Origin of the sequence: Arthrobacter sulfonylureivorans (assembly GCF_022637435.1) — a bacterium.
Classification (GTDB): domain Bacteria; phylum Actinomycetota; class Actinomycetes; order Actinomycetales; family Micrococcaceae; genus Crystallibacter; species Crystallibacter sulfonylureivorans.
On the sequence record NZ_CP093326.1, the window covers coordinates 2,747,663 to 2,770,168 of the forward strand.

Genomic DNA, 22,506 nt, shown 5'->3' on the forward strand with positions numbered 1-22,506 from the left:
ATCACCGGGTCGCACCGAGACCACCCGTGCCGAGACCACCCGCTGGCTTCGAGATCACCGGGTCGCACCGAGACCACCCGTGCCGAGACCACCCGCTGGCTTCGAGATCACCGGGTCGCACCGAGACCACCCGTGCCGAGACCACCCGCTGGCTTCGAGATCACCGGGTACAGGGGGTGCGGTCGAAGCTATCCCCTGCCGTCGTGGCGAGATGACCCTCTGCAACAGGTCATCTCGACGGCACCCCCTGACCTCGGGGACTGCTCCAAGCCCACCCGGCACCGGTACAGGGAAAATCCGCCGGGGCAGGGTTGGTGGACCCTGCCCCGGCGGCGATTCCCTGCCCCGGCGGCCGTGCGGAACGCTCGGTTACGGCTGCCGGACCGCCAGCACGTTGCACGGCGCGGACAGCAGGATCGTCTGCGCGGTCGATCCGAGCAGCAACTTTCCCACCGGTGTCCGGTTGCGCACCCCGATGACGATCAGCTCCGCATCGGACTCTTCGGCGGCGTCCAGCACCTCCTCGGCGGGCAGCCCATCCGCAATTCCGTGCCGGATGCTGAAGCCGACTCCTGCCCCGCTTAACACAGCTTCCAACCGAGCGACGTCGGCGGCGTCCGCGTACCCGGGATCCACCAAGCGGTCTGCCCGGGTGGCGTTGACCACCAGCAGCTTGGCCGCACGGCGTCCTGCCTCGTCGATGGCGGCCGCCAGGGCCGCGTCGCCCAGGGCGTTGGGGACATACCCCACCACGATCGTGGTCATGCGCTGACCTCCTTGCCCTGCGGACTCTCGTCGTCGAGCGCTGCCGATTCCATCACGCGTTGGCGTTTCTTCATCCAGAAGGACAGCACGAAGATGAGAACCAAAGAGATGTAGATCCCGGCCGCGATCGGCGTGGATATCAGGGCCAGCGGGTCGCCTTGCGAGATGGCCAGCGAACGCCGCAGCTGGCTCTCGAAAATCGGCCCCAGGATCATGCCCACCACCAGCGGGGCGATCGGATAGCCGTAGCGGCGCATGAAGAAGCCCAGCACACCGATCACCAGCAGCACGAACACATCCACCGGCGTGAAGTTCACCGAGAACGCGCCCAAGGCGGCGAAGACCAGGATGCCGGCGTAGAGATACGGCCGCGGGATCTGCAGGATCTTCACCCACATGCCCACCAGCGGCAGGTTCAGCACCAGCAGCATCAGGTTGCCCACGTACAGGCTGGCAATCAGCGCCCAGACCAGGGCACCCTCCACCTCGAACAGCAGCGGACCGGGCTGGATGTTATAGCGCTGGAACGCCACCAGCATCATCGCCGCCGTGGCCGTCGTCGGAATGCCCAGCGTCAGCAGCGGCACCAGCACACCGGCCGCGGCCGCGTTGTTGGCCGATTCCGGCCCGGCCACGCCTTCGATGGCGCCGCGGCCGAACTGCTTCTTGCGTGCGCCCTTGGCCAGTTTCTTCTCCGCCGCGTAGGACAGGAAGGTGGCCACGTCGGCACCGCCGGCCGGCATGGTGCCGATCGGGAAGCCGATGAAGGTTCCGCGCAGCCACGGCTTCCAGGACCGTCTCCAGTCCTCCTTCTTCATCCACGACGTCCAGCCGCCGGTCACCGGGATGACCTTGACCGGCCCGTGCCGCAGCCGGGAGGCCACATACAGCGCCTCGCCCAGCGCGAAGAGTCCGACGGCGACCAGCACCACATCGATGCCGTCCGCCAGGAACGGGCTGCCGAACGTATAGCGCTGCTGCCCGGTCATCAGGTCCACGCCCATGAACGCCAGGAACAAACCCAGGCCAAGCGACGCGAGTCCGCGCAACACCGAGGCGCCCAGCAGCGCACCCACGGTCAGGAACGCCACCACCATCAGGGCCACGTACTCCACCGGGCCGATCTGCACGGCGAACGCTGCCACGTAGGGGGCCACAAAACTCAGCAGCACCGTGGCGACGGTGCCGGCGATGAACGAGCCGATCGCCGCCGTCGCCAGCGCCGCGGCACCCCGGCCGGCTTTCGCCATCCGGTTGCCTTCCAGCGCGGTGACAATGGAGGCGGATTCGCCCGGCGTATTGAGCAGGATCGAGGTGGTCGACCCGCCGTACATGCCACCGTAATAAATGCCCGCGAAGACGATGATCGCCGCCGTCGGCTCCAGGCTGTACGTGATCGGCATCAGCAGGGCAACGGTCATGGCCGGACCGATGCCCGGCAGCACGCCCACCGCCGTGCCGACCAGCACCCCGCCCAAGGCGTAGAGCAGGTAGATGGGCTGCATCGCCACGGAGAAGCCCTCGAGGAGGGCGTAGAAATTATCCATTCAGGAACGGCACCCCTTCGAGCACACCGGCCGGCAGCGAAACGCCAAGCAGCCCACCGAAGGCGAACTGCAGCACCAGCGCCATGACCACGCCCACCACGGCGGCCCGCCACAACGGCTTGGCCCCCAGCGCCCACGCGGCACCGAAGAACAGCACCGCCGCGGCAACCGGCCAGCCCAGCGGAATAATCAGGAAAATATGGACGACGACGGTGCCCGCCATCTTGGCGACGGTCAGCCAATCGGTCCGGACGTCGGGGTCAATGTCTTCGCCCTCATCCGCCTCGCCGGTCTTGCCGCGCAGAAGCTGCACGATCAGCCCGGCGCCGACGATCACCAGCAGGCCGGAGACAAGGTAGGGAAGCGCCCGCGGGCCAATGTCGCTGGCCGAGTCGGGCGTCTGGATCCCGTCGCCGGCGACGAAGCCGACGATCCCGATGCTCAGGATCACCGCCGCGAAGATGATTTCTCCGAGCGGCTTGACCGGGGCGGCATCGCTGCCGCCCCGGACCGCTCCAGTAGTGGAAGGAACCATGGTTACTTCAGCAGACCGATATCCGTCAGCGTTGCGGTGACCGTCTCGATGTCCTCGGTCAGGAAGCTGTTGAACTCCTCGCCGGCCAGGAAGGCGTCTGCCCAGTTGTTCGTGGTCAGGGTCTTCTGCCAGGCGTCGGTGCCGTGCAGCTCGGTCACCAGCGCGGTGAGCTTCTCTGCCTGTGCCTCGTCGATGGACCCGGGTGCCACGACGCCACGCCAGTTGGTCAGCACCAGATCGACGCCCTGCTCCTTCAACGGCTTGACCTCGGGCAGCTGCGGGGCGGCGTCCGGACCGGAGACGGCCAGGGCGCGCAGCTTGCCGGCCTTGACCTGCTCGGCGTATTCGCCCACACCGGAAATGCCGGCGGAGACCTTGTTGCCCAGCAGCGCTGCCAGGGATTCGCCGCCGCCGGAGTAGGGGATGTAGTTCAGGCTGTCGGCACCGATGCCGGCTTCCTTGAGCATCATGCCGGCCAGGATGTGGTCGGCTCCGCCGGCGGAGCCGCCGGTGATGGAGACGCCCTTGCCCTTGGCCTTGACGTCGGCGATCAGGTCATCGATGGTCTGGTAGGGCGAATCGGCAGGCACCACGACGACGAGCGGCTCTTCGGTGAGCCGGGCGATCGGTGTGGTGTCTTCGATCCGGTTTGCGGACTTGTTGGTCTCCACGGCGCCCACCATCACGTACCCCATCACCATCAGGGTGTTCGGGTCCTGTTCCGTGGCCAGCTTCGCCAGACCATTGGTGCCGCCGGCCCCGCCGATGTTGACTACCGAGGCGCTGGAGACCAGGTCGTTCTCCTGCAGGTCCTTCTGCATGGAACGGCCGGTCTGGTCCCAGCCGCCGCCCGGATCCGCCGGGACAATGATGTTGAGCTTGTCGATGCCGGCTTCTGCCGAGCCGTTGCCGGCGCCGGTGGAGCCGGTGGAGCCGCAGGCTGCCAACACCAGGGCGGATGCTGCCGCGGCGGCCACCAGGGCCGAACGCCGTCTCATCGTACGGTCGAGCTTCATGTAGGTTCTTCCTCCTCCAACCGGCGTGATGGGCATCACCACGCCGTCGCCCCAGCGTAGGGAGCGGCCAGACCCGGCGGAAGAATGCGGTCATTGTGGCCGTATTGGTCATTGTGGTCACCGGCACACACCCCTGTGGCGCAGCTAACAGCATGCGAAGATGGCGGGGTGTTCCGATCCCTGTCCCTGCGCTCCCAGCTGTTCGTGCTCCAGTTGTTCATCTTGCTCGTCGTCGTGCTGGTGGCAGGTTCGGTCGCCATTTCCATGCAGGAACAACAGATCCGCGATGCCTACGAGGGGCGCATGGTCGGCGTGGCCCGCTCGGTGGCGCAATTGCCGTCTATCGTGGAGGCCTTCGACGACGCCAACCCCAGCCAGAGAATCCAGCCGATCGCCGAGTTGATCGCGCAATCGACCGGGGTGACGTATGTGGTGGTCACCGACCACCGCGGCATCCGCTACTCGCATCCGAACCAGGCGTTGATCGGGCAGATGGTTTCCACCGATCCGTCGATCCCGCTGTCTGGCGAGACGTTCATTGGCAGGCAGACCGGCACCCTGGGCGAATCGTGGCGGGTGAAGGTACCGATCTATGACCGGTCGGGTGCCGAAGTGATTGGCACCGCCTCGGTGGGAACGTTGGAGTCGACGCTGCGCGAGGACCTGAACGACGACCTGCCGGTCCTGCTGGCGTGGCTCATCGCGGCCGCCCTGGTTGGCTCGGCCGGCGCCATCTATATCTCCCGCTTGGTCTGGCGGCGGATCTACCAGCTTGAGCCGGAAGAGATCGCCGCGCTGCTCGAAACCCGCGACGCCATGCTGCACGGCATCGGCGAAGGCGTGGTGGCCGTCGACGACCGCGGGCGCATCGCGCTGCTCAATGACGAGGCGAAACGCCTGCTGGATGTCTCCGACGCCGCGCTGGGCCGCCCGGCCACGACGATCCTGGAACCGGGGCTGGCGTCGATGCTGGCCGCCAACGGCGGGGCCGACGAAACGGTGCTCGCCGGCGAACGCGTGCTGCTGGCCCGCTCCAACGCTGCCACCGTGGACTCACGCCGGGTGGGCAGCGTGATCATCCTGCGCGACCGCACCGAGCTGCACCAACTGCTGCAGGATCTCGACGGCGCGCGGGACGTGACCCAGGCGCTGCGCGCGCAGGCGCACGAATTCTCCAACAAAATGCACGTGGTCTCCGGACTGCTGGAACTTGGCCGCACGCAGCAGGCGGTGGATTTCATCTCCCGTTCCGGGCACGGCGGTTCGGTGGTGGCAGGCGAACTGGCTCCGGGGATCACCGATCCGGATGCAGCCAGCCTGCTGATGGCCAAGACAACCATTTGCGACGAAAAAGGCATCCAGTTGCTCATTGATCCGGCCTCCGTGCTGGCGCCGGACGGCACCACGGATCCGGTCACGGTGCTGGGCAACCTGGTGGACAACGCCATGGAGGCCGTGGGGCCGCTGGGCACCATCACCGTGTCCATCACGGAGGGCGCCGACGGTTGCACCATCACGGTCGCCGACGACGGTCCCGGCGTCCCGGCCGAGGACCGTGGGCGCATCTTCCAACCGGGCGTCTCAAGCAAGGAAGCTGCGCTGCCGGGCAGCCGCGGATTCGGCCTCGCGCTGGTCAGCCGGGTGGCAGCCCGGCGCGGCGGCACGGCCCGGGTTGCGCCGTCGGCCTCCGGCGGCGCCGAGTTCACGGTAAGCTTCTCGCCGACCCCGTCGAACGCCCGCCCGCAAGGAATCCCGGTCCCATGAGCCAGATCCGCACCGTCGTCGTCGACGATGACAAGGAAGTCGCCGGCGTGCACACCGGCTTCCTGCTGGCCCACGGCGCCTTCGACTCGGCGGGCAAGGCCTACACCGGGGCCGACGCGCTGGCCATGATTGCGGACCTTCGCCCCGAGCTGGTGCTGCTGGACATCCATTTGCCGGATCTGAGCGGCATCGAGGTCCTGAGGGCCGTCCGGAACCTGCCGGGCGAACCGGTCGACGTCATCGCGATCACCGCCGCACGGGAACTGGACACCGTGCGGGCGGCCATGGCCGGCGGCGTGCTCCACTATCTGGTCAAGCCGTTCACGGCCCGGGTGTTGATGGACCGGCTGGACGCCTATGTGGAGCGCCGGCGGCACATCAGCGGCAGCGGCCAAGCGGCCGTGCTGGACCAGGACGGCATCGACCGGCTGCTGGCACCCGCCGGGGCCCCGCTGGCCACGATCCCGGCTTCCCGGGTGTCGGTCGCGCTGCCCAAGGGCCTGTCCCAGCCCACCTTGGAGGCTGTCATCGCCGACCTGAACGCTACCGGCGCCGCATCGTCGGCCTCCGAAGTCGCCGGACGGCTGGGGCTGGCACGCGTGAGCGCGCGGCGCTATCTGGAGTACCTGGTGTCGCGCGGCGAGGCCCGGATCACGCCGCGGTACGGCGCCGCCGGCCGGCCGGAGAAGTTCTACCTCCTGACCGGCGGCTAGGAACTCATCTGCCTGGCCCGCCGCAGGGTCAGCTCCGCGTGCTTGAGCAGCGGCCCGTCGATCATCTTGCCGCGGAACCGGAAGGCGCCGGGTTCGTTGGCTGCGGCTGCCAGCAGGGCGGCCGCGTAGTCCGCCTCGGCCTGGCCCGGCCGGTAGGCGCCCCTGACGACGTCGGACTGGCTCGGGTGGATGATGGCCTTGGCCGCAAAGCCGGACGCGGCCGCGTCCTCCGCTTCCGCCGCCAGCCCGTCCAGGTCCGGTATGTCGATGTAGACCGAGTCGATCGCCGCCTTGCGGTGGGCGCCGGCCGCCAGGAGAACCTGCGAGCGCGCCTGCCGGGCGACGTCCCGGTAGGTCCCGGACGCGAGCCGGCTGGAGCTGCCGCCCAGCGAGGCGACCAGGTCCTCGGCGCCCCACATCAGCGCCGTGACATTCGCGCAGCCGGCCAGTTCGGCGGCATGCAGCACACCGAGGGCAGTCTCGCAGAGCGCCACCACCGCATACTCCCCCAGTCCCTGCACCGCCGATGGGTCCTCCGCCTTCGCCAGCATGATGGTCCGGTAGCCGGACCGGCCGACGGCCGCCAGGTCCAGGGCGTGGTCGTCGGTGCCGACCGCGTTGACCCGGACCATCGTGCGTGCCGGATCCAGCGGGTGGCCGAGGATGGCGTCCCGGGCCGCGGCACGATCCGCCGGGGCCACCGCATCCTCCAGGTCAAGGATCACCGCGTCGGCGCGCTCGGCAGCCTTTCCGTAGCGGTCCGGCCGGTCCGCCGGACAGAACAGGATGGCCGGCCCCATCTCGAACTCGGTCACCGGTGCCCGCCTTCGGGCCGGCCGTCCCACAGTTCGGCGTCGCTGGTTTCCGAGCCCGCAATGGCGGCGGCGTGACCGTCCTCGGTCCACATCAGGCAGCTGCGCGTCACCGTCGCCACCACATCGCCGTGCTGGTTCCGGCCGGTGTGGTGCATGGTCACCACGCCGGTCCCGGGCCGGGACTTGGAGAGCCGCTTGTCGGTGACCACCGTCTCCGTATACAGCGTGTCCCCATGGTAGAGCGGGTGCGGAAAGGTCACGTCCGTGAGGCCCAACTGCGCCACGATGGTGGCCTGGGTCAACTGGCCGACCGACTGGCCCACCACCGTGGCGAGGGTGAACATGGAGTTCATCAGCCGCTGCCCGAACGGCTGTTCGGCTGCCCAGGCCGCGTCCAGGTGCAGGGCCTGGTTGTTCATGGTGGCGGTGGTGAAAAATACGTTGTCCGCCTCCGTGACGGTCCGTCCCGGGCGGTGGGCGTAGATGACATCCGCCTCGATCTCCTCGAAGTACAGCCCGCGCTGAATGATCACCTTCTGCGCACCGGCTGCTTCGGAGGGGGTAGCCGCTGCCCCGGCGTCGGTATTCACCGGGTACCCGCCTGGAACTGGTCGAGCCGGAGTTCGGCGCCGGTGGCGGCGACGACATCCTGGACTTCCACGCCCGGGGCCGTCTCGCGGAGCACTAGGCCCTGCTCGGTGACGTCGATGACGGCAAGGTCGGTGATGATCTTGTCCACGCAGGCTTTGCCGGTGAGCGGCAGCGTGCATTCGGTGAGGATTTTGGGGTTCCCGCTCTTATCCACGTGCTCCATCATGACGATCAGCTGTTTGGCACCGAAGACCAGGTCCATGGCTCCGCCCATGCCCTTGACCATCTTGCCCGGGATCATCCAGTTGGCCAGGTCCCCGTTCTGCGCCACCTGCATGGCGCCGAGGACGGCCACATCCACGTGCCCGCCGCGGACCATGCCGAAGGATGCGGCCGAGTCGAAGATCGCCGCCCCGCGGTTGAGCGTCACGGTTTCTTTGCCCGCATTGATCAGGTCCGGATCGATTTTGTCTTCGGTCGGATAGGGGCCGACGCCCAGAATGCCGTTTTCCGAATGCAGGATGACTTCCACACCGTCGGGAATGTAGTTCGGAATCAGCGTGGGCATCCCGATGCCCAGGTTGACGTACTGCCCGTTTTCCAGCTCCTGGGCCACGCGTGCGGCCAGCTCGTTGCGCGTTAGTGCCATGGTGCTCCTCCTACTTCCCGGTTGCGCCGGCGCCCCGGCCGGCCAGCTGGACCGTGCGTTTTTCGATTCGCTTCTCCACGTCCGGCGCCAGCACCACGCGCTGGACGAAGATGCCCGGAGTGTGGATCTGCTGCGGATCCAGTTCGCCCGGTTCCACCAGCTCCTCCACCTCGGCAATGGTGATCTTGCCGGCCATCGCGCACAGCGGATTGAAGTTCATCGCCGTGACGTGGAAGACCAGGTTCCCCAGCCGGTCGCCCTTGGCCGCGTGCACCAGCCCGAAATCCGGCCGCAGCGATTCCTCCAGCACGTAGTCGGCGCCGCCGAAGCTGCGCACCTCCTTCGGTTCCGATGCCATGGCCACCGAGCCATCGGCGTCGTACTTGCGCGGCAGGCCGCCCTCGCTGATCTGCGTGCCGACGCCGGCCGCGGTGTAAAAAGCAGGGATGCCGGCGCCGCCGGCACGCAGCTTCTCCGCCAGCGTGCCTTGCGGCGTCAGCTCCACTTCCAGCTCGCCGGCCAGGAACTGCCGGGCGAATTCCTTGTTCTCGCCCACGTAGGAGCTGATGGTGCGCCGGATCCGGCCATCCGCCAGCAGCACGCCGAGGCCCCAGTCGTCCACGCCGCAGTTGTTGCTGATGGTCTCCAGGTCCGTGGTGCCCGCGTCATGCAGCGCCTGGATGAGCGCCACCGGAATGCCGCACAGGCCGAAGCCGCCCACCGCCAGCGAGGCGCCGTCGGGGATGTCCGCCACCGCCTCCGCGGCGGTTGCTACTACCTTGTTGATCACTGAGTCCTCCTCGGTCTTGTGCAAACGGCCCCTGATCTCCACGCGGGCCTGGCGGCCCTTGGTCGATCACCGGGGGTTGACTGCCCCCTGATCTCCACGCGGGACCGGCGGTTACAGGCCCAGCTCGCGGGCGATCAGCATGAGCTGCACTTCGGTGGTCCCTTCCCCGACCTCCAGGATCTTCGAATCGCGGTAGTGGCGCGCCACCCGGAACTCGTTGATGAAACCGAAGCCGCCGAAAATCTGGGTGGCATCGCGGGCATTGTCCATGGCGGCCTCGCCTGCCACCATCTTGGCAATCGCGGACTGCGTTTTGAAGTGCTGGCCGGCCAGCATCCGGGCGGCCGCGTCGTAGTAGGCCAAGCGGGCGGTGTGCGCACGGGCCTGCATCCGGGCGATCTTGAACTGGATGGCTTGGAAGGCGCCGATGTTGGTGCCGAACGCCTGGCGCTCCTTGGCGTAGCGCACCGCCTCATCCACGCAGCCCTGCGCCGCCCCGGTGGCCAGCGCCGCGATGGCGATCCGGCCCTCGTCGAGGATCTGGAGGAAGTTGGCATAGCCGCGGCCGCGCGCTCCCAGCAGGTTCTCCTCCGGGACGCGGACGTTGTCCAGCGTGAGCGGGTGCGTGTCGGAGGCGTTCCAGCCCACCTTGTTGTAGGCCTTCTCGGCGGTGAAACCCGGGGTGTCGGTGGGGACCAGGATGGTGGAGATTTCCTTCTTGACAGAGCCGTCTGCGCGCTCGGAGGTGCCCGTGACGGCGGTGACGGTGACCAGCTTGGAGATCTCGGTACCGGAGTTGGTGATGAACTCCTTGTGCCCGTTGACCACCCATTGCCCGTTCACCAGCTCGGCCCGCGTCTTCGTGCCGCCGGCGTCCGAGCCGGCTTCGGGTTCGGTCAGCCCGAAGCCGGCGAGCGCTTCGCCGCTGGCCAGCATCGGCAGCCATTGCTGTTTCTGTTCCTCGGTGCCGAACCGGTAGATCGGCATCGCGCCCAGCGAGACCCCTGCCTCCAGGGTGATCGCCACCGATTGGTCCACCGCGCCGAGTTGTTCCAGCGCCAGGGCGAGCGCGAAATAGTCGCCGCCCATTCCGCCGTACTCCTCCGGGAACGGGAGTCCAAACAGGCCCATCTCGCCCATCTGTTCCACCACTTTGTACGGGAAGCTGTGCTCCTCGTCGTGCTTGGCGGAGACCGGGGCCACCACCTCGCGGGCAAAGTCGCGGACCGTCTCCACCAGGTCCTGGTGGTCCTCGCTCAGGGAAAAATCAGGCATGGTCATGCCCCTTTCTGCTCGGGTCCCGGGGCAGGATCTGCTGCCCGCACGACGGCGACAACCTGGTCGGCTTTGACCAGATCGCCGGGTTTAAGGTTGATGCTGACTTCGCCGGCGATCCCGGCGCTCAGCTGGTGTTCCATCTTCATCGCTTCCACCGTGAGCAGCGGCTGCCCGGCCGACACCTGCTCGCCGTTGGCCACAGCCACGGAGGTCACCGTGCCGGGCATCGGCGAGCGCACGTCGGGCGAAACCTGCCCCTCGGCCTGCTGGATCCCCGCCAGCGTGTCCGCGAGCCGGCTCTCCCGGCTGCGGGCCACCAACCGGGCCGACCAGCCTGCATCGCCCAGCCAGATGGTGCCGTCCTCGCCGAAGGCGTGACGCAGCGGCCGGCGGACCCCGTCCACTTCCACGGCCTGCCCGTCGCGGTCCGGCACGACGGCGTAGCTGCCGCCACTTGTGCTGACAACGGCACCGCCGGGCCGTCCCGCTGCCGTGTCTCCGGCCCAGGCCACGGACACCTCGCGGTGCTCGCCGCCGCCCAGATCGAAGCTGACGGTACGCGGGCGCGGTCCGCTCAACCGCCAGCCGTCACTCCGCCAGGCGGAACCGGCCCGTCCGGCCGCCCCGGTCTCGCCCCGCGTCTCCCGTTCCCGGAACAACCAGTCCACGGCGGCCACGGCCAGTTCCGCGTCGTGGGGGCGCCGGAACTGTTGGTGCACGATCTTCCGGTCGATCAGCGTGGTGTCCAGCCGGCCGGCGTGCACGTCGTCGTCGGCCAGCAGGCTGCGAAGGTGTTCGATGTTCGTGTGGATGCCCAGCACGCTGGTCTCGGCCAGCGCGCCGTCCAGCCGCGCGAGGGCCTGCTGCCGGTCCGCGCCCCACGCGATCACCTTGGACAGCAACGGGTCGTAGTCGGAGGGGATCGTCAGGCCGGGCAGCAGCGAACTGTCCACCCGGACTCCCTCGCCGGCCGCTTCGGCCAGTTCCAGCACCGTACCGGCCGACGGCAGGAACTGCTGCGCGGGGTCTTCGGCATAGACGCGGGCTTCCACCGCGTGTCCCGTGAGCACGACGTCGGACTGCGCCATCGGGAGCGCCTCGCCGGCCGCGATCCGCACCTGCCATTCGACCAAGTCCAGTCCGGTCACCAGTTCGGTGACCGGGTGTTCCACCTGAAGCCGGGTGTTCATCTCCATGAAAAAGAACTCGTCGGGTGTGTCGTCGGAGACCAGGAACTCCACAGTGCCGGCCCCGGTGTAGTCCACCGAACGGGCGGCCTCGCAGGCCGCCTCGCCGATCCTGGCGCGGGTGGCTTCGTCCAACAACGACGACGGCGCCTCCTCGATGACTTTTTGGTGCCGGCGCTGCAACGAGCACTCGCGCTCGCCCAGGTGGATGGCGTTGCCGTACTGGTCACAGAGCACCTGGACCTCGATGTGCCGGGGCCGGGCGATCAGCCGCTCGAGGAACAACGTGTCGTCGCCGAAGGCGGAGGCGGCCACGCGCCGGGCGGCGGCAAGGGCGGCGGACAGTTCCTCGGGCCGCTGCACTGCCACCATCCCCTTGCCGCCGCCGCCGGCCGACGGCTTGATCAGCAGCGGATAACCGACTTTTTCGGCGGCCAGGACCAGACGGTCGTCGTCGAGCCCGGGTTCATCGATCCCGGGGACCACCGGAACCCCGTGCGAGGCCACATGGTTCTTGGAGCGGATCTTGTCCCCCATGATCCCGATGGCCCCCACGTTGGGCCCGATGAAGACAATGCCCGCCGCCTCCAGCGCCTGGGCAAAGTTCACATTTTCGCTGAGGAAGCCATAGCCGGGGTGAACCGCCTCGGCACCGGTGGCCTTGCACGCTTCGATCACTGCGTCGATGCGCAGATAGCTTTCAGCAGCGGGCGCCGGCCCGATCCGCACCGCGAGGTCGGCCTCGCGCACGTGGCGGGCTCCGGCGTCGGCATCTGAATACACTGCTGCCGACCGGATGCCCATGCTGCGCAGCGTACGGATGACTCGGCAGGCAATTTCGCCGCGATTGGCCACCAGGACGGTCTCGAACACTTTTCTCACATCCTGAACAGACCGAAAGCGGATTCCGGCAGCGGGCTGTTGGCGCAGACATCGAGGGCGAGGCCGAGCACCGTGCGGGTCTGCGCCGGGTCGATGATGCCGTCGTCCCAGAGCCGGGCGGTGGAATAGTACGGGTTCCCCTGGGCCTCGTACTGTTCCCGGATGGGGGCCTTGAACTCTTCCTCGGCCTCGGCGCTCCATTGCTCCCCGCGGACCTCCATCTGGTCGCGCTTGACGGTGGCCAGGACCGAGGAGGCCTGGTTGCCGCCCATCACCGAGATCCGCGCGGCCGGCCACATCCAGAGGAATCGCGGCGAGTAGGCGCGTCCGCACATGGAATAGTTCCCGGCGCCGAACGACCCGCCGATCACCACGGTCAGCTTCGGCACGCGCGCCGTGGCGACGGCGGTGACCATCTTGGCGCCGTGCTTGGCGATGCCACCGGCCTCGTAGTCGCGGCCCACCATGAAGCCGGAGAGGTTCTGCAGGAATACCAGCGGGATGCCGCGCTGGTCGCATAGTTCAATGAAATGCGCGCCCTTGAGCGCGGATTCGGAAAAGAGCACGCCGTTGTTTGCCACGATTCCCACCCGGTGTCCGTGGAGCCTGGCGAAGCCCGTGACCAGGGTGCTGCCGTACTCCCGCTTGAACTCATGGAAGCGGCTGCCGTCCACCAGCCGGGCGATGACTTCCCGGACGTCGTAGCTGGCATTAACGTCCACCGGCACAGCGCCGTAGATCTCCTGCGCGTCGGCTTCCGGCGCTTCGACAGGCGCCGTTTCCCACGCCGGCGCCGTGCACGGGAGCGTGGAGACAATGTCGCGCACGATCTCCAACGCATGTTGGTCGTTCTCCGCCAGGTGGTCCGTCACGCCGGAGGTCCGGGCATGCAGTTCGCCGCCGCCCAGCTCTTCGGCGGTGACCACTTCGCCGATCGCCGCTTTCACCAGCGGCGGGCCGCCCAGGAAGATGGTTCCCTGATTGCGGACAATCACCGTCTCGTCGCTCATCGCCGGGACGTACGCGCCACCGGCGGTGCAGGAACCAAGCACCGCGGCAATCTGCGGGATCTTTGCCGCCGACATCCGCGCCTGGTTGTAGAAAATCCGGCCGAAGTGCTCTCGGTCCGGGAAGACGTCGTCCTGCTTGGGAAGGAAGGCGCCGCCGGAGTCCACCAGGTAGATGCAGGGCAGGCTGTTCTCCAGCGCCACTTCCTGGGCACGCAGATGTTTCTTGACCGTTATGGGATAGTACGTGCCGCCCTTGACGGTCGCATCGTTGCAGACCACCAGCACGTGACGACCGTGGACCAGGCCGATGCCGGCGATCATCCCGGCGCCGGGCGAATCGCCGTCGTACATCCCTTCCGCGGCCAGCGGGGCGATCTCCAGGAACGGGCTGCCGTCATCCAGCAGGGTGTCCACCCGCTCCCGTGGCAACAGCTTGCCGCGGCCAACGTGGCGGGCGCGCGCGCTCTCCGGCCCGCCCAGCGCCGCCGCCGCCAAGCGGTCATGAAGTTCTGCCGCCAGCTTGCGCTGCGCAACATCGTTGGTCCGGAAGCTTTCACTGGTAGTGTCCACCCGGGAAGCCAGTGTCTCCATCGACACCTTCCTGGCCGAAGCCGTTGCGCATCCCGCAGCCTGCCGGCGATCGCGGCAGAAACAACTGGCCTGCAAGACGCATTTTGGTTAGTCTGTACTAACTGAAATCAGGCTAGTAGCCGCCCACCGTCTTGTCCAGCAGCATTTGCCCGAGGGAGCCGATCCATGCCGAGCGCACCGCATGCCGACGCAGAGATTCGGCAGACCGGACGCAGCCGGGCCAAGGCCACCCGCCGGGCCGCGCTGCTGGATGCGGCCGCCCGCCTTTTCGCCGAGCGCGGCTTCAACGGCGTCTCGATCGAGGACCTGGGCTCGGCTGTAGGGGTCAGCGGCCCTGCCGTGTACCGGCACTTCAACAGCAAACATGCCGTTCTGGCCGCCCTGCTCACGGGCGTCAGCCAGGACCTGCTGGACGGCGGTCAGGAAGTGGCGGCCAGCCGGAACAACGCCGAGGAAGCGCTCCGCGGGCTGGTCGCCTTCCACGTGGACTTTGCCTTGAAAAATCCCGACGTCATCCGCGTCCACGACCGGGACCTGGACAGCCTGCCCGCCGACGATTCGGCCATCGTCCGGACCCTGCAGCGCACCTACGTGGAAGTGTGGGTTTCCGTGCTGGCGCGGCTGCTGCCCGAGGCCGACGCGGCACAGTTGCGGGTGCGCGCCCACGCCGCTTTCGGCCTGATCAACTCGACCCCGCATTCGACCCACCGGAGCCGGCCGCTGCGGGAAGCCTGGCGCCGCAATCTGCTGGAACAAATGGCATGGGCGGCGTTGAAAGCCGAGTAGGGTGTATCAGATACCAACTAGCCGAAAGGTCTACTGTGATTGAGCTTCGTCCTGTAGAACCTGCCGACCTCGACGAGTTCTTCGAGTACCAGCAGGATCCCGACGCCAACCATATGGCCGCATTCGCCGCCAAGAATCCCTCCGACCGTGGCGTCTTCAACCTGCACTGGCAAAGCCTGCTCGATGACGAGACCATCACCGTTCGCACCGTCACCGTCGACGGCGAAGTGGTGGGAAGCGTGCTGGCCTATCCGAACGAGGGATACCCGGAGCTCAGTTACTGGACGGCCAAGTCGCAGTGGGGCAAAGGCGTCACCACCACGGCCGTCGAGGCGTTCCTGAAGGAATTCACCGCCCGCCCCATCCGCGCCCGGGTGGTCAAGGACAACCTGGGTTCGGTCAAGGTCCTGCACAAGCTGGGCTTCCGGACCGTCGGCGAGGCCCAAGGCTTCGCCAACGCCCGTGGCGCCGTGGTCACCGAGGAGATCCTCGAACTGGCCTGAGAGGGCTCTACGCCGGTCTTGGCCGCCCTGCCTCATCCGTGGGGGGCCCGCTGGACTGCAACCGGAGCGCTGAAGCGTGAGGCCCGCCTGACGATGTGGTGGGTTGCGTGACGGCGGCGAATGGGTAGCCCCTCCGGCAATTGCTGCGCGGCGCGGGAGAAGAACCACTGCTTGGCGAACTCCACCAGGACCAGGTACACCACCACCATGCCCAGCAGGACCAGAAAGAACGGCGCGGGAATCGGATCAAAGCCCAGCACTCCGGCCATCGGGGAGAACGGCAGGAAGATGCCTAGGGCCACCACACCCAAGGACGCGCCAATCAGGCCTGCCGAGGGGCGGCTGCGCAGGAAAGGGACACGCCGGGTCCGGATGGCGAAAATGATCAGCGTCTGGGTGGCGATCGATTCGATAAACCAGCCTGCCCGGAACTCCCCCGGTGCGGCATCGAATGCGATCAGCATGAGGGCGAAGGTGGCGAAGTCGAAGAGTGAGCTGATCGGCCCGAAGAGGAACATGAACCGGCGGATGAACCCAATGTCCCAATGTGCGGGGGCGCGGAGTTGCTCCTTGTCCACGCGGTCCCCCGGGATGGCCAGCTGGCCGGCGTCGTAGAGCAGGTTGTTGAGCAGAATCTGGCCCGGCAACATGGGCAGGAAGCTCAACACTACCGACGCGGTGGCAGCGCTGAACATGTTGCCAAAGTTGCTGGACGTTCCCATCAACACGTACTTAATGGTGTTCGCGAAGATCCGCCGGCCCTCTTTGACGCCGTCAGCCAAGACGCCGAGGTCCTTATCCAGCAAGATGACGTCGGCCGCGTCCTTGGCGACGTCCGTGGCGCTGTCTACCGAGATACCGATGTCCGCTTTGTGCAGAGCCAGCGCATCATTGACTCCGTCTCCCAAGAAGCCCACGGACCCGCCGCTTTGGCGTAGCAGCGTGATGAGGCGTGCCTTCTGCTCCGGTGAGACGCGGGCAAAGATGGTGGTCTGCCGCGCAGCGGAGACAAGTTCGGCGTCGGAAAGCTCTTCCATGGTCACGCCCGTGAGCGTCCCACCGGACGCCATGCCAAGGTCCGCGCACACTCGCTCCGCGACTTTGGCGTTATCCCCCGTGGCGATCTTTACCGATATCCCCAGCGCTGCCAGCTGGTCCAGGGATGCCCCGACGTTGTCCTTGGGCCGGTCAAGGAAGATGAGGAAGCCGGCCAAAGTGAGGCCACGCCCCACCTCCGGGCTGACGATTGCCAGCCCCTCGGCTCGACGTGTGGCAACTGCGACGACGCGCGAACCGGCCTCAAACTGTGCATCGAGAGTGGCTTGGACTGCTGGCGGGATCAGACCGCAGAAAGCTAGGACGTCCTCCGGCGCACCCTTGGTTATCAGCAGCGTTGGTCCGCCCAACTCGCGGACCAGGACGGTGGTGCGCCGGCGCTGGTGGTCAAAGCCGACCAGATCCAGGCGCTCGAAGCGGCCCGGATCAAAGCTGGAGGCTCCGGGACTGTCCCAGAGGGCCGCGTCCAACGGGTTTTGTCCGGCGGAGGAGCGTTTCGCCTCAGCGTAATCGGCTTCGGTGGCCAGCAGCCCTAGGGTGAGCAAGCCGTCGCCGGACATGTTTGAGGCTGTGGGAAGGGCGCCGGTGAAGCTGATCCGCCCCTCCGTCAGGGTGCCGGTCTTGTCGGTGACCAAGATGTCCATGTCCCCAAGGTCCTCGATGCAGACCAGCCGTTTGACCAGCACCTTCCGCCGTGCCAACTGCCGGGTGCCCGTGGCCAGGCTGGTGCCGACGATGGCCGGGAGCAGTTGCGGCGTGATGCCTACCGCGATCGCCAAGGAGAACAAAAGAGATTCGATGAGCGGGCGCTGCAACACCAGATTGGCGATGAAAATCAAAGTGGTGAGCACGACCGCCACCTGCAGCAGTAGGAACGAAAACCGCTTGAGCCCGAGCTGGAATTCGGTTTGAGGCTGGCGCTGGCCGAGTCCCTGAGTAATCCGGCCAAATTCTGTGCTGATTCCGGTGGCCACCACCACACCGGTGCCGCCGCCGGAGTGCACGACCGTGCCCATGAATGCACACGAGGTAAGGTCCCCCAGGGCAGCACCCGCCACCACCGGCTGTGGGTCCTTGGCGGCCGGCAGGGGCTCCCCGGTCAAGATGCTTTCGTCGCAGAGGAGATCGTTGGTGCTGAGCAGCCGGATGTCGGACGGGACGATGGCGCCAAGGTTCAGATGCACGACGTCTCCGGGTACCAGGGCGGTGACGGCCACTTCCTGGGCAGCCCCGTCGCGGAGAACCACCGTCCGGTGTGCGACGCGACTGTGCAAGGCCTCCGAGGCGCGTTCGGCCCGGTACTCGTTGGTGAACCCCAGACCCACGCTGACCAGTAAGATCACGCCGATCACGATCGAATTCGCGGCATCGCCAAGGAATAGCGACACAGCCGCGGTGATGAGAAGGAGAATCAGAATGGGGCTGGCAAACTGCCGACCCAACACCAGCCAGCCGTTCGCCCGGTGGGTCAGGACGGCATTTGGCCCAAGCTCGGCCAGTCGCGCGGCGGAGGCTGTGTCCGACAGTCCTGCCGCGCTGGAGGCCAGTTGCTTGAGGACCTGCTCGGTGCCGAGGCCCGCGGCGTCAGCGATGGTCAGCTGCAGGAGGCTCCGCTCCCCGACATTGACGTGGGCCATGCCAGATCCGTTCGGACGGCGAGTAACGAATGATCGAGCTACCGGACAAGAATACGACGCGAATGCAGGAACATGGCGGTACGGACGGCAGGCGGCCGCAGGACCAGCGCCCCACCCGGATCACACCATCGCCAACACCATGGCCGGTTCCGAGAGGATGGTGCCGACGTCGGCCAGGAAACGGCCAGCTTGTGCACCGTCCACCACCCGGTGGTCGAAGGACAGGCTCAACGTCACCACCTCGCGCAGCGCCACATCGCCGCGGTACTCCCAGGGTTGCCGGCGCACTGCGCCGACGGCGAGGATGGCCGACTCCCCCGGATTAAGAATGGGAGTACCGGCATCGATGCCAAAAACACCGATGTTGGTGATCGAGATGGTCCCGCCGCGCAGGTCGGACGGAGCGGTCTTGCCGGCCCGGGCGGTTTCGGCCAATTCCCCCAGGGCCTCGGCCAGCCGGCGCAGATCCAGCCGGTGCGCGCCCTTGATGTTCGGGACTGTCAGCCCGCGCGGGGTGGCCGCTGCAATGCCCAGGTTTACGTAGTTCTGCTGCACGATCTCGCCGGCTGACTCGTCCCAGCGGGCATTCAGTTCCGGGTGGCGCCCCAACGCCAGGCACACCGCCTTGGCCGTGATGGTCAGCGGTGTGAGCTTCAGCCCGGCGAACGCTTTGTGCTCTTTGAGCCGCCGGATCAGTTCCATGCTGGCCGTAGCGTCGATAGTCAGGAACGACGACGCATGGGGTGCGGTGAACGCGCTGGCCACCATGGCCGCGGCCGTCAGCTTGCGCACCCCCTTGACCGGAATGCGTGTCTCCGCCTCGGCCGCGCCGGCCAGCCAGCCGCCGCCTGTCCCAGGGGCCGGGGCCTCCACCGGGGCAGCCGAACCGGCGTCGTGGAAATTCTGCACATCCCCGCGGGTAATCAGCCCCCGGTCGCCCGTTCCAACGACCTGCGCCAGGTCGACGCCGAGATCCTTGGCCAGCTTCCGCACCGGTGGCGTGGAGCGAGGCCGCTCCGCAACCGGGGCGGCCGGCATCAGCTGGGGTACGTCCTGGGTTTGGCCGGGCACTGGCGTCCCCGCAATTCCGTTGTGCTCAGCGGCCCTGGCACGCTGCGGCACGGTCTCTGCGACAGCAGTCGGGACCGCTGTGGCGCCCGCTGCCGCAGCGGTGCGGCGCGGCCGTCGGGCCGGTCGACCGTTCCTCTCGGCGGCAGCGCCGTAGCCCACTAAGTTCGGTTGGCGCTGCGACGCCGGCTCCCCCGAGGCCTTGCCGCCGTCCTCCTGCCCTGGCTCTTCCACTTCGATGGAAACGATCGGTTCGCCCACGCTGACGGTGGTCCCGGGACCTTCATGCAGCGTACGGACCACGCCGGTGAACGGCGAGGGCAGCTCCACCACGGCCTTGGCTGTTTCGACCTCGCCCAGGATCTGGTTCAGCTGTACCGCATCGCCTTCGGCCACATGCCAGCTGACGATCTCCGATTCGGTGAGCCCTTCGCCCAGATCCGGCAGTTTGAATACCTTGATCCCCACGGGTTCAGTCCTCCAGTCCGGTCAGTGAGTTGGGCCGGCCGAGCACCCGGTCCACCCCGTCAAGAATGCGGTCCAGGTCAGGCTGATGGTGCCGCTCCATCTTGGCTGGCGGATAGGGGATGTCCATGCCGGTGACCCGCACGGGGGCGTGTTCCAGATAGTAGAAGCAGCGTTCGGTCAGGCTGGCCGCGATCTCCGCGCCGAGCCCACCGGTCCGTGCCGCCTCGTGCGTCACCACCAGACGGCCCGTTTTGCGCACGGAGGCCTCCACCGTGGGAAAGTCCAGCGGCGACAGCGAGCGCAGGTCGATGACTTCCACCGATATGCCGTCGTCTTCGGCTGCCTGTGCCGCCTCGCGGGCGGTCTGGACCAGCGCGCCGTAGGCCACCAGCGTCACGTCGGTTCCGGGGACTTCCACCCGTGCGCTGTCCATCGGCAGTGCGTCCTCCAGCGCATCCTCGTCCACCTCGCCCTTGGTGTGGTACCGCCGTTTCGGCTCGAAGTAGAGCACCGGATCATCGCAGGCAATGGCCTGCTGGATCATGGTGCAGGCGTCCTGCGGATTCGACACCGCCACCACCCGCAGCCCGGAGGTATGGGTGAAATACGCTTCCGGCGATTCGGAGTGGTGCTCGGCCGCGCCGATCCCGCCGCCGAAGGGCACCCGGATGGTGAGCGGCATCCTGACCCGGCCGCGGGTGCGGTAGTGCAGTTTGGCCACCTGGCTGACGATCTGGTCGAACGCCGGGTAGATGAACCCGTCGAACTGGATTTCGCAGACCGGCCGGTAGCCGCGGTAGGCCATTCCGACGGCGGTGCCCAGGATTGCTGATTCGGCCAGCGGAGCGTCGATCACCCGGTGCGCCCCGAAGTCCTTCTGCAGTTCATCGGTGATCCGGAAGACCCCGCCCAGGGCGCCAATATCCTCGCCGATGATCACCACCTTTGGGTCGTTCTCCATGGCCTTGCGCAGCCCGGTGTTGATGGCCCGCCCGAACGTCATGATGGTCATCAGTGGCCCCCTTCGGCAGCTTCAAATGATTCAAGATAGCGCTCATAGTGCTGGCGCTGGCGCGCCAGCACCGGATGCGGCGCGGTGTAGACGTTGTCGAAGAGTTCAAGGTCGGCAGGTTCGGCCATGTTGATACAGCCGGCGCGCATCTCGGCGGCGGCTTCGTCCGCGGCCTTCCGGACCCGCTGCCGCAGCGCTTCGTCGAGCAACCCTTCGGCGCTCAGCAGGGCGGCCAGCCGGTCGATCGGATCGCGGCGCTTCCAGTCCTCGAGCTCGTTGGCGTCGCGGTAGCGGGTGGGATCATCCGCCGTCGTATGCGGTCCCATCCGGTAGGTGACGGCCTCGATGAAGGATGGACCGCCGCCGGTGCGGGCATGGTCGAGCGCCTTGCGGGTCACGGCCAGACAGGCGAGGACGTCATTGCCGTCCACCCGGTAACTGGGAATGCCGAATCCCGGGGCGCGGTCGGACAGTTTGCCCTGGGCCTGCAGACCTACCGGTTCGGAGATCGCCCACTGGTTGTTCTGGCAGAAGAAGATGACCGGGGCCTGGAAGCTCGCCGCGAAGACCATGGCCTCGTTCACGTCCCCTTGGCTGGTGGCGCCGTCGCCGAAATACGCAACGGCCACAACGTCGTCGCCGTCGAATTTGGCTGCCATGGCGTATCCGGTGGCGTGGAGGGTCTGCGCCCCGATGATCACCTGCGGGGTGGCCATGTTGATCTCATACGGATCCCAGCCGGAAGGCCGGTTGCCGCGCCACACCCGGATCATGTCCGTCAGGTCCACGCCGCGGCAGTAGGCAACGCCGTTCTCGCGGTAGCTGGAGAAGACGAAGTCGTCCCTGCGCAGGGCTCGGCCGGAACCGATCTGGGCCGCTTCCTGTCCCAGCAGGGGCGGCCACAGGGCCAGCTCTCCCTGGCGCTGCAGGGCGGTGGCTTCCTGGTCCAGTCGGCGGACCACCACCATGTCCTGGTAGAGGGCGGCGAGCCGGTCGCCGTCGATATCCTCCAGCCAAGGGTCGAACTCCTCGCTGGCTGTCCGCGTACCGTCCGGGGCGAGCAGTTGGATATAGCTTTCATCATTGAGCGGACCGGTCGGGTCCGTGCCTGGTAAGGACACTTGCGACACTCCCTTTGCGTCTTCAGGGCCGGGAGGATCTTGTGGATCCCCGGCACCGGACAGCCCCGCCGGCACCTTTGCCCGCGGGTGTTTGTGACACTACTCACGTCCCGCAAGTAGCGCAATGATCAGTAGCAGGATTGAGCATTGTGCCCTATCCGGCCAGGAAAGGAAGTGCTAGCCTGCGCATTATGCGGAATCTGGACGGCACCGATCTGCGGCTGCTCGGAGCCCTGGCGCAGGATCCCCGGCGGACCGTTGTGGCCCTGGCGCAGAAGCTCGGCCTCTCCCGCAACACGGTGCAGGCGCGCATGTCCCGCCTGGAGCAGGAGCAGGTGTTCCTTTCCTTCGAGCGGCGGATCAATCCGGCCGCGCTGGGCTATCCGCTGGCGGCCTTCATCCACATTCACGTGCACCAGCCGAAACTGCAGCAGATCACCGACGAACTGGCCCGCATTCCGGAGGTGCTGGAAGCCTTCGGGGTCACCGGGCAGGCGGACATCCTGGCCCGCGTGGTCTCGGAGGGCGCCGAGGACCTGTTCCGGATCAACGGCACCATCCTGGCCATCGACGGCGTCGAGCGGACCGACACATCGCTGGCCATGCACGAGCTGATCCCGTTCCGGATCGAGCCGCTGCTCTCCCGCGGAGCCCGTCCGGCCGGCTAACTGTCAGCGCGGCTGGCTGTAAGCTCGGTCCATCGAGCAAGCCCTGTTCCGCCG

At 67.3% G+C, this 22,506-nt stretch carries 20 protein-coding genes; 5 read left to right on the forward strand and 15 right to left on the reverse strand.

Translation table 11 applies throughout. The features are described from left to right. Positions 1-369: 369 nt before the first annotated feature. Genes MNQ99_RS12735 through MNQ99_RS12750 form a run of 4 tightly spaced genes read right to left on the reverse strand, consistent with a single transcriptional unit; the run spans position 370 to position 3,863 of the window. Positions 370-765 (reverse strand): universal stress protein, encoded by a 396-nt coding sequence (locus tag MNQ99_RS12735; protein WP_127511748.1) that lies wholly within the window; start codon positions 763-765, stop codon positions 370-372. Next, complete coding sequence (locus tag MNQ99_RS12740) at positions 762-2,312, reverse strand: tripartite tricarboxylate transporter permease (RefSeq protein WP_241913186.1); 1,551 nt, start codon at positions 2,310-2,312, stop codon at positions 762-764. Before MNQ99_RS12740 ends, MNQ99_RS12735 begins: the two co-directional genes overlap by 4 nt. Then, the gene (locus MNQ99_RS12745) at positions 2,305-2,847 is read right to left on the reverse strand and encodes a tripartite tricarboxylate transporter TctB family protein (protein WP_241913187.1); all 543 of its coding nucleotides are present in this window, start codon (positions 2,845-2,847) and stop codon (positions 2,305-2,307) included. The genes MNQ99_RS12740 and MNQ99_RS12745 overlap by 8 nt, the downstream gene beginning before the upstream one ends. Positions 2,848-2,849: 2 nt before the next feature. Next, on the reverse strand, positions 2,850-3,863 hold the full coding sequence (locus tag MNQ99_RS12750; protein ID WP_127511751.1) for a Bug family tripartite tricarboxylate transporter substrate binding protein: 1,014 nt from the start codon (positions 3,861-3,863) through the stop codon (positions 2,850-2,852). A gap of 168 nt (positions 3,864-4,031) precedes the next feature. Between MNQ99_RS12750 and MNQ99_RS12755 the strand changes: the two genes are divergently transcribed. Both MNQ99_RS12755 and MNQ99_RS12760 read left to right on the forward strand, forming a co-directional pair. Further along, positions 4,032-5,627 (forward strand): ATP-binding protein, encoded by a 1,596-nt coding sequence (locus tag MNQ99_RS12755; protein ID WP_241913188.1) that lies wholly within the window; start codon positions 4,032-4,034, stop codon positions 5,625-5,627. Then, positions 5,624-6,340 (forward strand): response regulator, encoded by a 717-nt coding sequence (locus MNQ99_RS12760; RefSeq protein ID WP_241913189.1) that lies wholly within the window; start codon positions 5,624-5,626, stop codon positions 6,338-6,340. Before MNQ99_RS12755 ends, MNQ99_RS12760 begins: the two co-directional genes overlap by 4 nt. Here MNQ99_RS12760 and MNQ99_RS12765 read toward each other — a convergent pair. The 7 genes from MNQ99_RS12765 to MNQ99_RS12795 form a co-directional block, all read right to left on the reverse strand. After that, positions 6,337-7,140, reverse strand: coding sequence for an HpcH/HpaI aldolase/citrate lyase family protein (locus MNQ99_RS12765; RefSeq protein WP_241915366.1), 804 nt, complete (start codon positions 7,138-7,140; stop codon positions 6,337-6,339). The genes MNQ99_RS12760 and MNQ99_RS12765 overlap by 4 nt on opposite strands. Positions 7,141-7,151: 11 nt before the next feature. After that, positions 7,152-7,745: a MaoC family dehydratase gene (locus MNQ99_RS12770; protein WP_127511754.1), complete on the reverse strand. Its 594-nt coding sequence runs from the start codon at positions 7,743-7,745 to the stop codon at positions 7,152-7,154. Continuing rightward, positions 7,742-8,395 (reverse strand): CoA transferase subunit B, encoded by a 654-nt coding sequence (locus tag MNQ99_RS12775; protein ID WP_241913190.1) that lies wholly within the window; start codon positions 8,393-8,395, stop codon positions 7,742-7,744. Before MNQ99_RS12775 ends, MNQ99_RS12770 begins: the two co-directional genes overlap by 4 nt. A 10-nt stretch (positions 8,396-8,405) precedes the next feature. Then, a complete protein-coding gene (locus tag MNQ99_RS12780) occupies positions 8,406-9,185 on the reverse strand; it encodes a CoA transferase subunit A (RefSeq protein WP_127511756.1) in 780 nt (259 codons plus the stop codon). A gap of 111 nt (positions 9,186-9,296) precedes the next feature. Next, the gene (locus tag MNQ99_RS12785) at positions 9,297-10,460 is read right to left on the reverse strand and encodes an acyl-CoA dehydrogenase family protein (protein WP_241913191.1); all 1,164 of its coding nucleotides are present in this window, start codon (positions 10,458-10,460) and stop codon (positions 9,297-9,299) included. Between the two features lie 2 nt (positions 10,461-10,462). Further along, a complete protein-coding gene (locus MNQ99_RS12790; RefSeq protein WP_241913192.1) occupies positions 10,463-12,532 on the reverse strand; it encodes an acetyl/propionyl/methylcrotonyl-CoA carboxylase subunit alpha in 2,070 nt (689 codons plus the stop codon). Then, entirely contained in the window at positions 12,529-14,133 is a 1,605-nt protein-coding gene (locus MNQ99_RS12795) for a carboxyl transferase domain-containing protein (protein ID WP_241913193.1), read from the reverse strand. The genes MNQ99_RS12790 and MNQ99_RS12795 overlap by 4 nt, the downstream gene beginning before the upstream one ends. A 165-nt stretch (positions 14,134-14,298) precedes the next feature. Here MNQ99_RS12795 and MNQ99_RS12800 point away from each other — a divergent pair, with 165 nt between their 5' ends. Next, positions 14,299-14,919 carry an SACE_7040 family transcriptional regulator gene (locus MNQ99_RS12800; RefSeq protein ID WP_241913194.1) on the forward strand — a complete coding sequence of 207 codons (621 nt, stop codon included), beginning with the start codon at positions 14,299-14,301 and terminating at the stop codon, positions 14,917-14,919. Positions 14,920-14,954: 35 nt separating this feature from the next. Further along, on the forward strand, positions 14,955-15,422 hold the full coding sequence (locus MNQ99_RS12805) for a GNAT family N-acetyltransferase (RefSeq protein ID WP_241913195.1): 468 nt from the start codon (positions 14,955-14,957) through the stop codon (positions 15,420-15,422). A 32-nt stretch (positions 15,423-15,454) separates the two neighbouring features. Here the strand turns inward: MNQ99_RS12805 and mgtA are convergent, their stop codons facing one another. From mgtA to pdhA, 4 genes are all read right to left on the reverse strand, one after another. Next, entirely contained in the window at positions 15,455-18,115 is a 2,661-nt protein-coding gene (mgtA, locus tag MNQ99_RS12810; RefSeq protein ID WP_241913196.1) for a magnesium-translocating P-type ATPase, read from the reverse strand. Between the two features lie 120 nt (positions 18,116-18,235). After that, positions 18,236-19,651, reverse strand: a complete 1,416-nt coding sequence (locus MNQ99_RS12815) for a dihydrolipoamide acetyltransferase family protein (protein ID WP_241913197.1) — start codon at positions 19,649-19,651, stop codon at positions 18,236-18,238. A 4-nt stretch (positions 19,652-19,655) separates the two neighbouring features. Beyond that, positions 19,656-20,663, reverse strand: coding sequence for an alpha-ketoacid dehydrogenase subunit beta (locus MNQ99_RS12820; protein ID WP_127511764.1), 1,008 nt, complete (start codon positions 20,661-20,663; stop codon positions 19,656-19,658). Then, on the reverse strand, positions 20,663-21,784 hold the full coding sequence (gene pdhA / locus MNQ99_RS12825) for a pyruvate dehydrogenase (acetyl-transferring) E1 component subunit alpha (RefSeq protein ID WP_338423094.1): 1,122 nt from the start codon (positions 21,782-21,784) through the stop codon (positions 20,663-20,665). The genes MNQ99_RS12820 and pdhA overlap by 1 nt, the downstream gene beginning before the upstream one ends. 191 nt (positions 21,785-21,975) lie before the next feature. Here pdhA and MNQ99_RS12830 point away from each other — a divergent pair, with 191 nt between their 5' ends. Beyond that, the gene (locus MNQ99_RS12830; protein WP_241913199.1) at positions 21,976-22,452 is read left to right on the forward strand and encodes an Lrp/AsnC family transcriptional regulator; all 477 of its coding nucleotides are present in this window, start codon (positions 21,976-21,978) and stop codon (positions 22,450-22,452) included. Positions 22,453-22,506: the final 54 nt, after the last annotated feature.

Excerpts from the sequence above, each read along its gene's own strand:
- MNQ99_RS12735 (WP_127511748.1), bottom strand. The coding sequence starts at position 765 with ATGACCACGATCGTGGTGGGGTATGTCCCCAACGCCCTGGGCGACGCG.
- MNQ99_RS12740 (WP_241913186.1), bottom strand. The coding sequence starts at position 2,312 with ATGGATAATTTCTACGCCCTCCTCGAGGGCTTCTCCGTGGCGATGCAG.
- MNQ99_RS12745 (WP_241913187.1), bottom strand. The coding sequence starts at position 2,847 with ATGGTTCCTTCCACTACTGGAGCGGTCCGGGGCGGCAGCGATGCCGCC.
- MNQ99_RS12750 (WP_127511751.1), bottom strand. The coding sequence starts at position 3,863 with ATGAAGCTCGACCGTACGATGAGACGGCGTTCGGCCCTGGTGGCCGCC.
- MNQ99_RS12760 (WP_241913189.1), top strand. The coding sequence starts at position 5,624 with ATGAGCCAGATCCGCACCGTCGTCGTCGACGATGACAAGGAAGTCGCC.
- MNQ99_RS12765 (WP_241915366.1), bottom strand. The coding sequence starts at position 7,140 with ATGGGGCCGGCCATCCTGTTCTGTCCGGCGGACCGGCCGGACCGCTAC.
- MNQ99_RS12775 (WP_241913190.1), bottom strand. The coding sequence starts at position 8,395 with ATGGCACTAACGCGCAACGAGCTGGCCGCACGCGTGGCCCAGGAGCTG.
- MNQ99_RS12785 (WP_241913191.1), bottom strand. The coding sequence starts at position 10,460 with ATGCCTGATTTTTCCCTGAGCGAGGACCACCAGGACCTGGTGGAGACG.
- MNQ99_RS12795 (WP_241913193.1), bottom strand. The coding sequence starts at position 14,133 with ATGGAGACACTGGCTTCCCGGGTGGACACTACCAGTGAAAGCTTCCGG.
- MNQ99_RS12800 (WP_241913194.1), top strand. The coding sequence starts at position 14,299 with ATGCCGAGCGCACCGCATGCCGACGCAGAGATTCGGCAGACCGGACGC.
- mgtA (WP_241913196.1), bottom strand. The coding sequence starts at position 18,115 with ATGGCCCACGTCAATGTCGGGGAGCGGAGCCTCCTGCAGCTGACCATC.
- MNQ99_RS12820 (WP_127511764.1), bottom strand. The coding sequence starts at position 20,663 with ATGACCATCATGACGTTCGGGCGGGCCATCAACACCGGGCTGCGCAAG.
- MNQ99_RS12830 (WP_241913199.1), top strand. The coding sequence starts at position 21,976 with ATGCGGAATCTGGACGGCACCGATCTGCGGCTGCTCGGAGCCCTGGCG.